Raw genomic sequence first — 14,755 nt, forward strand, 5'->3', positions numbered from 1 at the left:
AACATTCCTTCGGAAAGATTTTAGGAGGGGACACAATGGAATATAGAACGGAACAAGACGTCACAAGGAAAAAACGAAATATTAAAATCATTTCCAGTGTATTTATAGGGCTTTTAATTATCCTTACACTCTTTAGCAATACGTTAGCGAATTGGAATTTGCCAAAGGTTATTACAGAGAAGCCAAAAAATAGTGAGCTTAAACAAACGTTTACAGGTAATGGCGAATTACAGCCACAAGAAGAAGCAAAGTTAAGTAATAGTAGCATAGAGGCGAAAGTGAAAGAGGTACATGTAAAAGAAGGAGACCGTGTCAAAAAAAATCAATTATTAGTGACATACGATAGTAAAAAGAGTGAACAAGTAATTCTTGATGAAGAAGCAACTCTTCAAATTCAAAAGTTAGCACTGAATGACGCTCAAGCAAATTATAATGAAGCAAAAAAAAATCAACAAGAAAACAAATCAAATGATCAACCAAATAATCAGCAAGAAAACAACTCAAATAGTCAACCCAATGGGAGGATAAGTGAGACAAGTTTACAAAGTCTCAAAACAGCTGTGGAGAGCAAAAAAATTGAGATTAGTACGCAAGAAAGAAAAATTAAAAGTTTAAAAGAAGAATTAGAAATGAGCAAGAAGCTGATCGCTCCTTTCGATGGAGTTGTTACAAAAATAAATGCAAAGAAGGATCAGCTTTCTACGAGAGATGAAGGTGATGTAATTCTCTCTGATGAGAGTAAAGGCTTTAAGGTTGAAGTACAAGTACCTGCTGATTTAGCCACGCACTTGAAGGTTGGAGAAAAGATAAATTTGAAAGGAAATGCTAAATCCTTAGAAGGTGAACTTATAGAGATTAAAAATATAGAAAGCAATGAAAATCAGAGACCCGAAGAACAAGGTAAACAGCAAGATGAACAAAAGGATGAACAAAAAGGTGAACCAAAAGATGAACAGCAATTTCAACAAACATCAGCAACTCCACAACCACAGAAACGTATTCTTGTAAAAGTACAAGGAGAAGAACTGAAAAAAGGGGAGCAGGTAGAAGCTACACTGACTAAACAATTGGCTAAAGGCGTGGTTATACCAAATAAGGTGATTAAGAAGGAAGGACAGAGAACATTTGTCTATACAATAGAAGAAAAAAAAGGCCCTTTAGGTAATGCCTTTTATATAGAAGAGTCTCCTATTACTGTTGGTGAATCCAACGGACAAGAAACAGTCGTGTTAGAAGGAGTATATGAGAAAGATCAAATTGTTTTACAAACCAGTGAACCTTTGAAAAAAGGAGAACGAGTAAAGATAAAATAACAAAAATAAGGAGCGAATTTAAAATGAAAAAGGTTTGTATGATGCTAGTAGCAAGTCTATCAATCAGCTTCGTGGCAGGTTGCGGAAATAATGATAGTAAAGGAGAGAGAAAAACAAAAGATGGAAAAACGATAGTCGAAGTGTCGACTTTAGGTGATACTAAATCCCTAAAACAGGCAGAGAAACTATATGAACAAAAGAATCCTAAAATTGACATCCAGATAAAAGGTGCTTTTCCGGAAGATGGATCAAAGACAGAAGCATCAAAGACAGACGAGACCTCTGCTGAGAAAATCATTAGTAAGGTGAATACAGAATTTTTATCGGGTAAAGGATCCGATGTGATTGTACTAGACGGTTTGCCTGCGGACAAGTATGGGAAGAAAGGCTTGCTTACAGACTTAAGTAAAATGATGGAACAGGATAAATCTTTTGATAAAAATCAATATTTTAATAGCATTTTAGATAATTCGAAAACAGGTGAAAAACTTTATGGTATTCCATTATATTTTTGGTTGAGTGGACTGCTTGGGGATGATAAAGCGATACAACAATCTGGAGTAAAAGTGAATGACAAAGAGTGGACTTGGAGTGAGTTCACAAGCATTGGAAAAGAATTAGCAAGCAAAGGAACACATACACATGTTATTGGAAATACTCCTCCGGAACAAATGCTGCAATTTCTGGTGCAAGATCATTACAGTAAGTTAGTAGATAAAACAAGTGGACAAGCAAAGTTCCAATCTGATTTATTTGTACAGATGCTGGAAGACGTAAAGAAGATGTATGAACAGAAAATAGTCACTGCAGATTCTGTGGCTTTAGGAGAAGCATATTTTGTCCCAGCACCAATCATGTCGGTAGAAGAATATTTCAGTTTTGGATATAGCTTGGGTATAACAGAGTCAAAAATGTATCAAAAACCACATATAGCTGGACAAAAAAAGGGAGTTGCTTTTACACCGAACACAACAGTAGGTATAAATGCGAAATCTCCGGTTAAAAAGGAAGCTTGGGATTTTCTTAAGTTTTTAATGTCTGATGAGGTCCAAAGTAAAGGGAATGCATTTCCAATTAATAAAGCTTTATATGAACAACAAATCAAAACATTGAAGGAAAAAGGGAAAATTGAGCATATAAGTGGCTCTATGATTAACGTTACTGAGAGTGATATACAAGAATTAGAGAAAATGGTTGCTGAAATAAGCGTTCAGAGCCCACAAAGTACTAAAATTGAATCCATTATTGCTGAGGAGTCCAAGTCATACTTTAGTGGTCAAAAATCAGCTGAGGATGTAGCAGCGCTGATCCAAAATCGAGTGACGACATATATCAACGAATAAGTTGTATTTATTTCATGACAGGTAGTAACAATTAAAGAAAAATAAAAATAACTAGCAAAGTGAGGAATGGAATTGAAGAAGAATAAAATGATCTTGATGTTATGTAGTAGCATATTGCTAACTGGTATGGTGGCATGTAGTAACAACAGTGATGAGAGTTCACTGAAAACTGTTGATCAAAAAAAGAGTACAGAAAAAATGGAATCAGCTTCTAAAGGTGATGAGAATCCGGCGAAATCTGTTGATCAAAAAAAGAGTGCAGAAAAAATGGAATCAACTTCTAAAGAAGCATCTGTTGAGGAAATCAAACTCTCTATAGAAGATACACTTTCAAAAGAAGATCAAGAAATTGTTGACGGATTGTTTAACTCGGTCCCTAAACTAAAAACTCTCCTTCAATTAGAAGCAAAATACTCGACATACGCGAAGTTATTAACAGTAAAAGTTACAAAACCAAATTCAAATTCAACAAATAAAAATGAGGAAGAATACTATAAAGTGAGGTTTGAAGAAGGAACTATGTTAGAACATTGGACGTTTGATGTGAATCCAGATAGTAAAGAGGTTCTATTTAAAGAATCGTCTAACGGAAGTAAGGATTATACTCTTGAAGAGTTCAACGATTATGTAAAGGAAATTGATGAAAAGAAAATTAAGGAGGACCAGAAAATGCGTGAGCTGAAGTACCCGGATCTTAAAACTCAATAAACCATGCCATTTATGGTGACAACGAAGATATTGTTTCATAGAAATTCATGACAAATAAGAGAAACTGCTCAAAATTGGACGGCGGTTTCTCTTATTCTACTTTTGAGCCCAAGGGATTTTTTTGGTTTCCTATACTTGTCTTATGGCTTGAAATACAGACTGGTCCCCTAAATCTATACAATAGAGTTTCTAAAGTATTATTGTTTGTTCTGATAGATGAGCAAAAGCGTTTGAGGTTCAACATGAATACGTAAATTTTGAATTCATACTATATCTTTAAACATACAAGGAAAACAAAAATGATAAAAACATATATAGTTTTTTTATTACAGGAGGTAGAAACATGACAGAGGTAGTATTAAAAAACATTTATAAAATATATGACAATAATGTGCCAGCGGTGGAGAATTTTAATCTTCATATTCAAGATAAAGAATTTATAGTGTTTGTTGGTCCTTCTGGATGTGGTAAGTCGACCACTTTACGTATGATTGCCGGATTAGAGGGGATTTCACAAGGAGATTTATACATTGATGAAAAATATGTGAATGACATACCACCAAAGGACCGTGACATCGCAATGGTATTCCAAAATTATGCCCTCTATCCTCATATGACCGTGTATGATAATATGGCATTTGGTTTAAAAATTCGTAAGTTACCAAAAGATGAAATTGAGCGTCGTGTTCAAAACGCAGCAAGAGTTCTTGGATTAGAAGAACTTTTAAAACGGAAGCCAAACGCGTTATCCGGTGGTCAAAGACAACGTGTTGCTTTAGGGCGTGCCATTGTCCGTGATGCAAAAGTATTTTTAATGGATGAGCCATTATCAAATCTAGATGCAAAACTACGTGTTACCATGCGCTCTGAAATTTCAAAACTGCATCATCGCTTACAAACAACAACCATTTATGTTACGCATGACCAAACTGAGGCTATGACAATGGCAACGCGCCTTGTGGTTATGAAAGATGGACGGATACAACAGGTTGGTACACCAAAAGAAGTCTATGAATATCCCGAAAACGTATTTGTTGGTGGCTTTATTGGTTCACCAGCCATGAATTTCTTTACGGGAAAAGTGGAAAATGGAAATTTTATTTTAGGTCATATCAAACTGAGTATTCCAGAAAAAAAATTAGAAGCACTACGTGAACAAGGTTATGAAAATAAAAACATAATTCTTGGCATTCGCCCGGAACATATCTATGATAATCCAAGTATGCTAGAAACATTGCCTGATTATATTATAAATATAAAAATTGAAGTTGCAGAATTGCTTGGAGCCGAATCGATGATCTATGCTACGTTACACAATCAATCCTTTATTGCACGTTTAGATACACGTAATGATTATCAAACAAGAGAGGCTATGCAACTTGTATTTGATATGGACAAAGTACATTTCTTTGATACCGAAACACAACTACGTATTAAATAAAATTGTATCTTTTTGCAACAGAACGCACCATATTATTTCGGGAATTTTGTACATTTGGATACAAATCAACCTATTCTCTTTACGTTAAAGAAAAGGTAAAGATACTATCAAAATAAATGAAAAAAAGTGTAGAACCTTCGTTCTACACTTTTTTCTGTAAATAGAAATAAAACAACACGCCATCAACTGTATTGTGTACTCCATACTCTGCTCCATGAAGTTCTAAAATATTTTTTGAAATGGCAAGTCCAAGACCTGTTCCACCTTGTGAACGTTGACGAGCTGTATCAACTCGGTAAAAACGATCCCAAATCTTATCTAATTGATCTTCTTCAATATGGGCCCCTTTATTTTCGATACAAACTTTTATGCGACTTGGCTCATCTATTGTAGAAATAATAATATCCTCTTTTTCTGGCGTATAACGAATAGCATTCGTGATAAAGTTTGTGATTACTTGTTCCATACGACGATGATTTGCAATGACTTCAGTTGCAGCAAGATGTGTGTGAACATGTAATTGCTTTTTTGTTATCTCCAAAGATAATTGTTCACAGACATGCTGAATGGCTTTGTCAATATAAAAAACATCCATCTGCATTTTATACGTACCAGATTCAAATTTTGCTAACTCAAGCATGTCCACAATTAACATATCCATCTTATCCACTTCTTTTTCCATTGCCTTAAAGTAATACTCTTTCTTATGACTTGCAACACCATCTTTTAAGATAGAAATACAACTCTTCATAATACTTAGAGGTGTCTTTAACTCATGCGATACCCCTGAAATAAACTCTTTTCTTGTATTTTCTAATTTTTTTTCTTTCTCTATGTCTAGTTGCAATTGCTCAATATGTGAATGCAATGTATTTGAAAGTAAATTAATATTTTGAGATAAATCACCAATTTCATCTTTTGACATGACTGGAACCCTTTCCGAGAAATCTAAGTTTGCAATTTTCTTGGTTGTCTTATTTATTTGTAATAAGGGCCTTGCAATCTTTTTTGAATAGTAAAAAGAAGCTAGAAAAATAAGAAGCAGCACAAACATAATAATATAGACATAATACTCTTGTATCATTTGTACAGCTTCATCAACTGGCTGCAACGAAGTCATTGAAAAAATGTATGTTATTGCACCGCTCTTATCCTTTATCGGTTTTATTATTAACTTATATTTAATATCATTCTGCTCATAATCGATTTCTTGTAAGGAATCATAGTTAGTAGTCTTTTCATTTAGCAATAAGTCTGCCTGAAACTCTTGTATCCTTTCCATAAATAAGTTATTTGTATAAACAAAATTCGATTGTTCATTCCCACCCGAAAGTTGAACCTTTGTAATTTTCCCGTCTAGATATTTTACAGGCGTTTCTTTTTCATATTTTCTTTTATAATCAATGTCCTCTTTTTTAGACAAGTCTTTAGTTGTATATTTATTTTTAAGTTTTTCTCCAAATTCATTTACTTTTTTATCTAATGTCGTATTTACCAAATTTGGAGTTTCTGTTTTAAAGAATGCAGAAAAAGGAATGAATGTAGCATTTTTTTCTATACCCCTCAAAGTAACTGTTTCTCCTAAAGGGAATATTTCATTTGCAATATTCCTCGCATGATCGTCCTCAACCTTGAAATTGTACAGCGGTATGGTAATTGTAGAATTAGCGAATTGATTTTCTTTATCTTTAGACTGATTTAATTTTACTTCTATATAAAAATCATTTACATTCTTTAAATTACCATTACTATCTAATGTTGTAATCCATGTATTATGTTCTCGGTAAAAATCTTGTTCTAACTTTTGAATGCCTTGTGAATTTCCTCCACTATTTAAATAATCTGTTTCAAAAGATTTCATGTTTCTTTTGATATCATCCACTTTTTTATGCGCATAAAATTGTTTAAAGAATATCGTTTGTCCAACAAAAATAGTTGCCAAGATCAACATACATAACGCTGTTGTTAACATAAATAATTTTAATACAATCCCTCTTTTCATACTTTATCCTCCAATTTACAAACTGCTCGAACAATGATTATAACACTCTTGGATTTAATTCGTTAGAATTTAAGTGGTGGGTAGTTCACTGTCTTTCCCATCTATTGCTTCTAATACTTCATATCCTAAATCTAATTGAAATGACTATCGAACACAAAAAGCCAAATTGCTCTTGATTAGCAAGAATTTGGCTTTTGTGGGTTTGAATTATAAAAAACTCTCACAATACACTTCGTTTTTTACAATCGTTTTATTTTTTACTTTCTTTAATTTTAATATTTGCTTGTTTATAAAAGGCTAATTTCTTCTGATTATACTCATTCGTGTACTTATTAAATCTATCCTGATCTGAATGAATTTGTTCATAAGACTGATTGATCGTTTTTACTTTCTCAGTAATTGATTTAAGTTTTTCATCTTTTGCTTGTAGCATTTTGTACAGTTCTTGTTCTAATTGTAATGATTTTTTATAACTATCATGTAATTTTTTGAAAGAATCAGCACGATTTCTATACAGATCTTGAACTTTTTCAGCCTGTTCTTGTAATTTCTTATCTTCTAATTTCTTTATATATTTATCAACAGACTTCACTTCATTTTGTGCATTTTCTAAGGTGTTTTTCTCTTTCTCTAATACCTTTTCACGATCATGTATGTTTGTTACAGCTTGATCTAACTTTTCTTTTACTACTTGATTATTCTCTTTTCCTTCAAGTGTAATTTGAGTATATAACTCTTGTCCTTGTTTTTCTAATGCCGCTAATTTTTTTGTATCTTCAAACATTGTCTTTTCTTGTTTTGTAGCACTTTCAAATGCCACATATAATTTTTCTTCTGGTTTTTGTCCTGAACAGCCTGACAACAAGGTTACTGATAAGGCTGTTATAAGTGCTAGGTTTCTATATATCAACTGCAATTCCTCCTACTTAGATGCGATTATCCTTCCAAAAATTTAATGGGAAATGAGAGGCTTCATCATATACTTCAAATTCATAACCTTTACTACGAAGATCATCAATAATTCTTTGCAACGCCTGCACTGTCTGTGATTTTTCATGCATTAAAATGATTTCGCGATTTTCACTGACCTGAGAAATCGTTTTTTGAACAACAGCATCTGGATTTCCTGGGAACCTCCAATCTGAAGAATCTATTGTCCAATCCCACTCTTTCATACCGACATTTACCATTTTGTCTCTTAATGCCTGTGTAAGTCCGGGCATACTCCCATATGGACAACGAACAAGATTTGGATGAATTCCAGTTACTTCTTTCATGATATTTTGCGCTTGTTGCATTTCTTCAACAAATTTGCCTTGGATATACAGCTTTTTATTATCGTGTGTCATACTATGAACACCTGGATAGTGACCTTCATTTACTAAGCGTTTTACGCTTTCTTTATGAGCTGGGATATTTCCACCAATCATAAAGAAAGTTCCTTTTATATTATTACTCTTTAAAATATCTAAGATTTCTTTTTGAAATTGACTTGGTCCATCATCGAATGTTAAGTATGCTACTTTCCGAACCTGACCATTATATTTATCGGGGGCTGTTTTTTTCATTTCTCCTTTTGTTTGCTCACTTGCCAGTTGAACACTATTTTCTTGGTTCATTACCCCTTTGGCAGGTGAAGTGAAGAATTGAAACATAAAAATTCCTAGTGTGATACAAGCAACTATTGATATAATCAACGTTATTTTTAGTCCTTTTGTAAACATTCTAGTATGTCCTTTCTAGTAACCTTTAGTTATATATTTTCTACTGAATAAATTTATTCAGTAAAATTGAAATTTTTAATTATATACTGAATTTTATTTTTGGTTTAGTAGTCTGATTTAACTAGACTACTATTTTTTAAAATATTCTATAACACCATTAACAATTCCAGAGGCTACATCTGCTTGGAATTGTTGTGAATTCATTCGTTCCTCATCTTCTGGGTTTGTAATATAACCTAGCTCAAGTAAAATTGATGGTTGTTGATTTTCTCGTAAAACATAGTAATCGCCAGATTTTACACCTCTATTTTTTGCCTGTATATGTTTGAATAAATGTTCGTGTATCGTTTCTGCCAATGCTTGTTCTTTTAATCCCTTGTAATAGTATGTTGTTACTCCTTTTACATCATTAGTTGTGAAACCGTCATAATGAATACTAAGAAAGAGATCAGCTGATTTATTGTGAGCAATAGCTACGCGATTTTTTAGTGGTACAAACGTATCATCTTCACGCGTTAAAATTACAGTCATTCCTTTTCCCACGAGCTTTTGTTGAATGTTTTTAGCTGTTTTGAGAGTTATATCTTTTTCTTTTGTTCCTTTTGATCCAATAGATCCAGGATCATTTCCTCCATGTCCTGGATCTATGACGATAACTTTTTTCGATAATGTATCTTCATACATTGTTCCTTTTACTCTTGGACTGAATAAAAAATAGACCGATGTAATACATATAAAAATCAGTATAGGAAATATAATCATTTTTTTGTTCATAAAAAAATCCCCTTTGGATCAACTTGCTTTTGATAATATGTTTACAATTTAATAGATTTTTTTAAAATAAAAATAATATCGTGAGCGTTACAAAACTCTTACAAATATAAATGCAGACGGTAAATTGATAAAATTCCTCCTTCTTGAACCATCTATAATGGGCACAGACCGCAAATCAGAATTAAGCAAATTTCGACATTAAAACAAGTAATTTTAACAACGCTAAGAGCATGTAGTGCAATACAATGTCATTTATGTTGCATTATATGGAGAAAAACTATTGAAATCGGTCACCAACACAATTTACTTAAAACACGGTTAAAATGACTCAAAAACTTTTAGTATGTTTTTTTCAAAATGGTAGATTCCTATAAGTTCTGTATTACCTTTTGGGTATATTTATATGGTATAAGTTTTATATAAAGATTAGATGCAGATAACATGCATTTGTTTTAAAGATTGTTATCTACAAAAGGAGACACAATATACATTCATTAACGTGTATGTCTGTTTTTCTCATATCGATGGGATTTCTGCCCGTTTTTCTATAGAAGATTAAACAGATGAAGTGATTATCATTGATAATTTTTTGGTATCTTTTGATAGAGGTTGATAATGTTTGAAGTGGTTATGCGTTAGTGGGCATCATTTAAGTGGTGTTTAAATAATTTGTTTTTTAATTTACAAAAATGGCGTTATACAGTTTTGCTAGTGGAGGGTGTATGTACTAAGATAAAGATACGATACAGTTGCTCCTGGTCCCAGCACATTGTGTAGGGATTTTTTCATAAAGAAAAGACACCCAAATGAGTGTCTTTTCTTTAATAATGAAATTCGATAAGTTGTTAGTTTTTTCTGGTGTGATGGGAAGAGTAAACCAAAATTCACTTCCCTGTTTCCCATCTGAGCGATCTCTCACACCAATTTCTCCGTTGTGCATTTCAATTAATGATTTTGTAATGGCGAGTCCGAGACCGGATCCTCCAGATTGTGAACTTCTGGATTGACCTGTTCTAAAAAAGCGTTCAAATACGCGTAATTTCATTTCCTCCATTTGGTTCAAAGCAATATCCTATTCCCCAAACCGTATGAATCCAACGATTCTTTATCGTATGTTTCTCCAGCTTCTCACGTAAACGACTCACTAACACGGTTACCGTGTGTGTAACTCCGTCATATTCAAAATCCCAAATGAGTTCAAGAAGTTGCGAACGAGAAAATACTTGTTTTGGATGCTTTGCCATGACATAAAGTACCTCAAACTCTTTCACTGTTAACTCCACTTTATTTTCACAAACAAGTACACATCTCGTCTTTGGATAAATTTTTAAATCCGGAAATTCTATCACTTCTGATAGGAATTCTTCTTCTTGTATCGGTATCTGATTACCTCTCTTTAGTATAATTTGAACCCTTAATACTAATTCACGAGGTGAAAACGGCTTTGTTACATAATCATCCGCACCAATTGTTAAGCCTAAAATTCGATCTCTTTCCTCGCCTTTAGCAGTTAACATAATTATAGGGACATTTGATTGTTGACGAATTTCCTCGCATAATTCCCAGCCATCTTTTTTCGACATCATCAGATCTAAAAGAATTAAATCTGGTTGATGAGTAAGAAATAAATCCCAGCCTTCCATTCCATTCATAGCTGTGTATACTTCATATCCTTCTCTTTCTAAGTATCGTTTGCATACTTCTCGAATATTTTCTTCATCTTCTATGATTAAAATTCTTTGTTTCATATATAATCCTCTCTTCTTTTTCATCAATCACAAAAGAAATGTTTCTTTTATCTGCTTTCATCTAATAAATCTATGAAACTTAGATATACAGCTGTTATCACTGATAGTATTGTTAGGTTAGAAGCCAGCACTTTGGTCTTCTATTCACTAAAAATTATTAAAAGCGATTCTATAATCCAGATGGTAGTTTTAACAATTGATTCCTCGTATGTTTAGATACGTTCTGTTTATATACCATTTCTAAAAGAATAAATACTGGAGAATGTTCAGTTTGGGGCGTACTTTCTCTATCACCTCTCCTAGCTCTGTAAAGACTGTATCACGCTGTCCACTTCGTACAGTATGACCACTTTCAGAAGGAGCTGTAGTACTATCACTTACAAACATACCAACTCCTTTTTTCAATGTGGTGTCATTGTTCCAGGAAACGCACTTGTTACCGAATATTCTACTGTTAATAGCGCCATCGCATGGATTGATGAAATTTTCTTTTTTATTTTTCTCCTCGTATACTTTTTCACATCCCATTGGATATATTAATAATATATATCCGTTATATAAAGATGAAATGCAGATTACATGCATTTCATTTAAAGATATAATTGCGAAAAGGGAAAATGATAATTGTATCCAAAACACCTATAAATGTGTATATATAAAATTCTTACCTAATTAACTATATTTACATTCAGTTTATAGAAGTTATAAAAATATGTGATGATAGGTAAAGATAACTATAATTTTTTAACACAAACAAAGTACAGCTATTTCTATAATGTATTTTGAGAAAAGTTAAATTTGTATATTTTTTACAAAAATAAGATGTAATTATTATTGAAGAGCAATCTGTAAGTCCCATTGAAATATGTGGTAAATTTACATGGGATATGAAATACATATTCGAAAAGAGATAATGCACTTAATAAAAGTGTTCTTATCTCTTTTTTACTTATATGATGTAGCATCAATTGTGAGGACATTAAACGAACATTTGTTTAAAACATTTCGACTCTGAAAGTATAGTACCTAGAATAAGTGTGAAATTTTTTAAAGCATCTAATTTGTTCAATTTCACGTTTATTGTGTAGATTTTATATAACAAAGAAGAAGTAGGGGGAAAGAAAAACAAAACTGCACAGATATTTAAAAATACATATTTTATTTTTATCAAGTAAAAGACCTCCTGTAACACACTGTTTAGTGGTACGTTACAGGAGACCTTTTATTTCTATAATATAAATATTACACAGATCTTTCAGCAGTCTTATTTTTTTCTGATGTGATGGGAAGAGTAAACCAAAATTCACTTCCCTGTTTTCCATCTGAGCGATTTCTCACACCAATTTCTCCGTTGTGCATTTCAATTAATGATTTTGTAATGGCGAGTCCGAGACCGGATCCTCCAGATTGTGAACTTCTGGATTGATCTGTTCTAAAAAAGCGTTCAAATACACGTAATTGGTCATTTGGAGTAATTCCTTCTCCTTCATCACGCAAAATGAATTGGACTTGTTGCTTCTGCTTATTTTCCTCTACAATCAACTCAATTGTTCCGGAGACAGGAGAATACCGAATCGCATTATCTAACAAATTACTGATAACTCGTGCTATTTTACATGGCATGATTAAAAGTCGAGGTAATGTATCAGGAACATGCAATTGTAAATCAATCTGTTTGTTTGCTGATAAGACAGAGTATGACTCAAGTACATCTAATAGGACTTTGTCCATATGTGTGAAACTTGGATAAAAATCTACTTGTCCAAGTTCTAACTTTGAAAGATCAAATAAGTCATTAATTAATCCACTTAATCGTTTTATTTCTTTTAAGGTCGTCGCTAAGTACTGCTTTTTCATTTCAGGATCTTCAATGAGGTCATCTTGTATTGCTTCTATCATTAATTGCATGCTAGCCATAGGCGTGCGTAAGTCGTGTGAAATATTCGTAATCAGCTCTTTACGTGCTTTTTCCCCTTCTTCTAACTTAGTAAACCCTTCTTCTAACTTTTTTGCCATCTGTTGAAAGGCTGTTGCTAATTCTTTAAACTCCTGTGGTTCTTTTCCAATTATATACATTGTTTCAAATTGTCTATCACTAAATTGTTTCGTTAATGCCATTAAATTTTTGATAGATCTCATGATAGGGCGTGTCATTAACCAGTAAATAAACGTTGAAATCATGAATGCCACAACCGCAATTATTGTTAATAATTTTGTTTGTTCCGGTTCAAGTAACATTTTCGTCTCACTATACCATATAGCCAGTACCATGATACTGGTACTTAATACATTCATCAGTAACAATTGAATACGTAATCTCATGTTTCACTTCCTCCATTTGGTTCAAAACGATATCCTATCCCCCAAACCGTGTGAATCCAACGACTCTTTATCGTATGCTTCTCCAGCTTGTCACGTAAACGACTCACTACCACGGTGACTGTGTTTGTAATCCCTTCATGTTCAGTACCCCAAATGAGTTCAAGAAGTTGTGAGCGAGAAAATACTTATTTTGGATGCTTTGCCATGACATAAAGTACTTCAAACTCTTTCACTGTTAAATCCACTTCATGTTCACAAACAAGTACACATCTCGTCTTTGGATAAATTTTTAAATCTGGAAATTCTATCACTTCTGATAGGGATTCTTTTGCTTGTATCGGTATCTGGTTGCCTCTTCTTAGTATAATTTGAGCCCTTAATACTAATTCACGAGGTGAAAACGGCTTTGATAGATAATCATCTGCATCCATTGTTAAGCCTAACATTCGATCTCTTCCCTCGCCCTTGGCAGTTAACATAATAATAGGGACATTTGATTGTTGACGAATTTCCTCGCATAATTCCCATCCTTCTTTTTCGGCATCATCAAATCTAAAATAATTAAATCTGGTTGATGAGTAAGAAATAAATCCCAACCTTCTGTTCCATTTACAGCGGTATATACTTCATATCCTTCTCTTTCTAAGTACCGTTTGCATACTTCTCGAATATTTTCTTCATCTTCTACGATTAAAATTCTTTTTTTCATCTGTAATCATCTCTTCTTTTCACCAATAATACAAAATGTTCTCTTATATGCTTTCATCTAATAAATATGTAAACATCCCCCTACTCAAGTAGGTGGCATCACGCTCGGCTAAGATCCGACTAAAGTTCGTTACAACAAACAAAACTTATAAGGCTAAAGTTGATACCGTCTAAAGACGGTGGTTTTTAACCACTCGTTTGGAAAATAAAATTTAGATATGAAGATGTAACAACTGATCGTATCACTAAATCAGAATCTCACACTTCGGTCTTTAAATAACTAAAAATTCGAAAAATACTATATAATCCAGATGATAATTTTAACATTGGTTTATTTATATGACTAGATAAATAATCTAAATCGTCGTATTTATCTAGTCATACAAACAGAAATTTTAAATCAGATTTTTTTACGAAGATTATTCATTTATCCTGTCAGAATCGACTTTATGATGTATCTGTTGTCCAAGATCTTTATAATCATAAGATTGTATCTTGAAAAGGCCTATATAAGACGCTACTCTGCATTCTGAATCAGTTTTTCAATATATATACATCTAACCTACCGTATAAAAGCTTACAATCTGATAAGAAGTCGTTCCCATAAGGAAATGATTTGGATCATGCTTATATTGAATATTTTTTTCGCATTTAAAAACAGAGACAGCCAAT

The 14,755-nt window shown here is 32.8% G+C and carries 10 protein-coding genes and 3 pseudogenes; 4 read left to right on the forward strand and 9 right to left on the reverse strand.

Annotated elements, in window-relative coordinates:
* Nucleotides 1-35 precede the first annotated feature (35 nt).
* From MHH71_RS10825 to MHH71_RS10840, 4 genes are all read left to right on the forward strand, one after another.
* Nucleotides 36-1,313 carry an efflux RND transporter periplasmic adaptor subunit gene (locus MHH71_RS10825; RefSeq protein WP_006097063.1) on the forward strand — a complete coding sequence of 426 codons (1,278 nt, stop codon included), beginning with the start codon at nucleotides 36-38 and terminating at the stop codon, nucleotides 1,311-1,313.
* Nucleotides 1,314-1,336: 23 nt separating this feature from the next.
* Nucleotides 1,337-2,656, forward strand: a complete 1,320-nt coding sequence (locus tag MHH71_RS10830) for an ABC transporter substrate-binding protein (protein ID WP_033799378.1) — start codon at nucleotides 1,337-1,339, stop codon at nucleotides 2,654-2,656.
* Between the two features lie 72 nt (nucleotides 2,657-2,728).
* Entirely contained in the window at nucleotides 2,729-3,364 is a 636-nt protein-coding gene (locus MHH71_RS10835; RefSeq protein WP_240517033.1) for a hypothetical protein, read from the forward strand.
* Nucleotides 3,365-3,707: 343 nt separating this feature from the next.
* Complete coding sequence (locus tag MHH71_RS10840; RefSeq protein ID WP_006097060.1) at nucleotides 3,708-4,805, forward strand: ABC transporter ATP-binding protein; 1,098 nt, start codon at nucleotides 3,708-3,710, stop codon at nucleotides 4,803-4,805.
* Nucleotides 4,806-4,947: 142 nt separating this feature from the next.
* Here the strand turns inward: MHH71_RS10840 and MHH71_RS10845 are convergent, their stop codons facing one another.
* The 9 genes and pseudogenes from MHH71_RS10845 to MHH71_RS10885 form a co-directional block, all read right to left on the reverse strand.
* Nucleotides 4,948-6,807, reverse strand: coding sequence for a sensor histidine kinase (locus MHH71_RS10845; protein ID WP_006097059.1), 1,860 nt, complete (start codon nucleotides 6,805-6,807; stop codon nucleotides 4,948-4,950).
* Between the two features lie 250 nt (nucleotides 6,808-7,057).
* Nucleotides 7,058-7,717: a YkyA family protein gene (locus MHH71_RS10850; RefSeq protein ID WP_033799376.1), complete on the reverse strand. Its 660-nt coding sequence runs from the start codon at nucleotides 7,715-7,717 to the stop codon at nucleotides 7,058-7,060.
* Nucleotides 7,718-7,733: 16 nt separating this feature from the next.
* Nucleotides 7,734-8,531, reverse strand: coding sequence for a peptidoglycan-N-acetylglucosamine deacetylase (locus MHH71_RS10855; protein ID WP_033799375.1), 798 nt, complete (start codon nucleotides 8,529-8,531; stop codon nucleotides 7,734-7,736).
* A gap of 129 nt (nucleotides 8,532-8,660) precedes the next feature.
* Nucleotides 8,661-9,305 carry an N-acetylmuramoyl-L-alanine amidase family protein gene (locus MHH71_RS10860; RefSeq protein ID WP_033799374.1) on the reverse strand — a complete coding sequence of 215 codons (645 nt, stop codon included), beginning with the start codon at nucleotides 9,303-9,305 and terminating at the stop codon, nucleotides 8,661-8,663.
* Between the two features lie 826 nt (nucleotides 9,306-10,131).
* Nucleotides 10,132-10,347, reverse strand: a pseudogene (locus MHH71_RS10865) (ATP-binding protein); the annotation flags it as partial.
* Nucleotides 10,331-11,053: a response regulator transcription factor gene (locus tag MHH71_RS10870; protein ID WP_033799373.1), complete on the reverse strand. Its 723-nt coding sequence runs from the start codon at nucleotides 11,051-11,053 to the stop codon at nucleotides 10,331-10,333. The gene MHH71_RS10870 and the pseudogene MHH71_RS10865, both read right to left, overlap by 17 nt.
* Nucleotides 11,054-11,335: 282 nt before the next feature.
* Nucleotides 11,336-11,470, reverse strand: a pseudogene (locus tag MHH71_RS10875) (class D sortase); the annotation flags it as partial.
* 825 nt (nucleotides 11,471-12,295) lie between these two features.
* Nucleotides 12,296-13,375, reverse strand: coding sequence for a sensor histidine kinase (locus MHH71_RS10880; RefSeq protein ID WP_033799372.1), 1,080 nt, complete (start codon nucleotides 13,373-13,375; stop codon nucleotides 12,296-12,298).
* Nucleotides 13,372-14,084, reverse strand: a pseudogene (locus tag MHH71_RS10885) (response regulator transcription factor). The gene MHH71_RS10880 and the pseudogene MHH71_RS10885 overlap by 4 nt, the downstream one beginning before the upstream one ends.
* Between the last annotated feature and the right edge of the window lie 671 nt (nucleotides 14,085-14,755).

This window comes from Bacillus sp. FSL H8-0534, assembly GCF_038005885.1.
GTDB lineage: Bacteria > Bacillota > Bacilli > Bacillales > Bacillaceae_G > Bacillus_A > Bacillus_A pseudomycoides.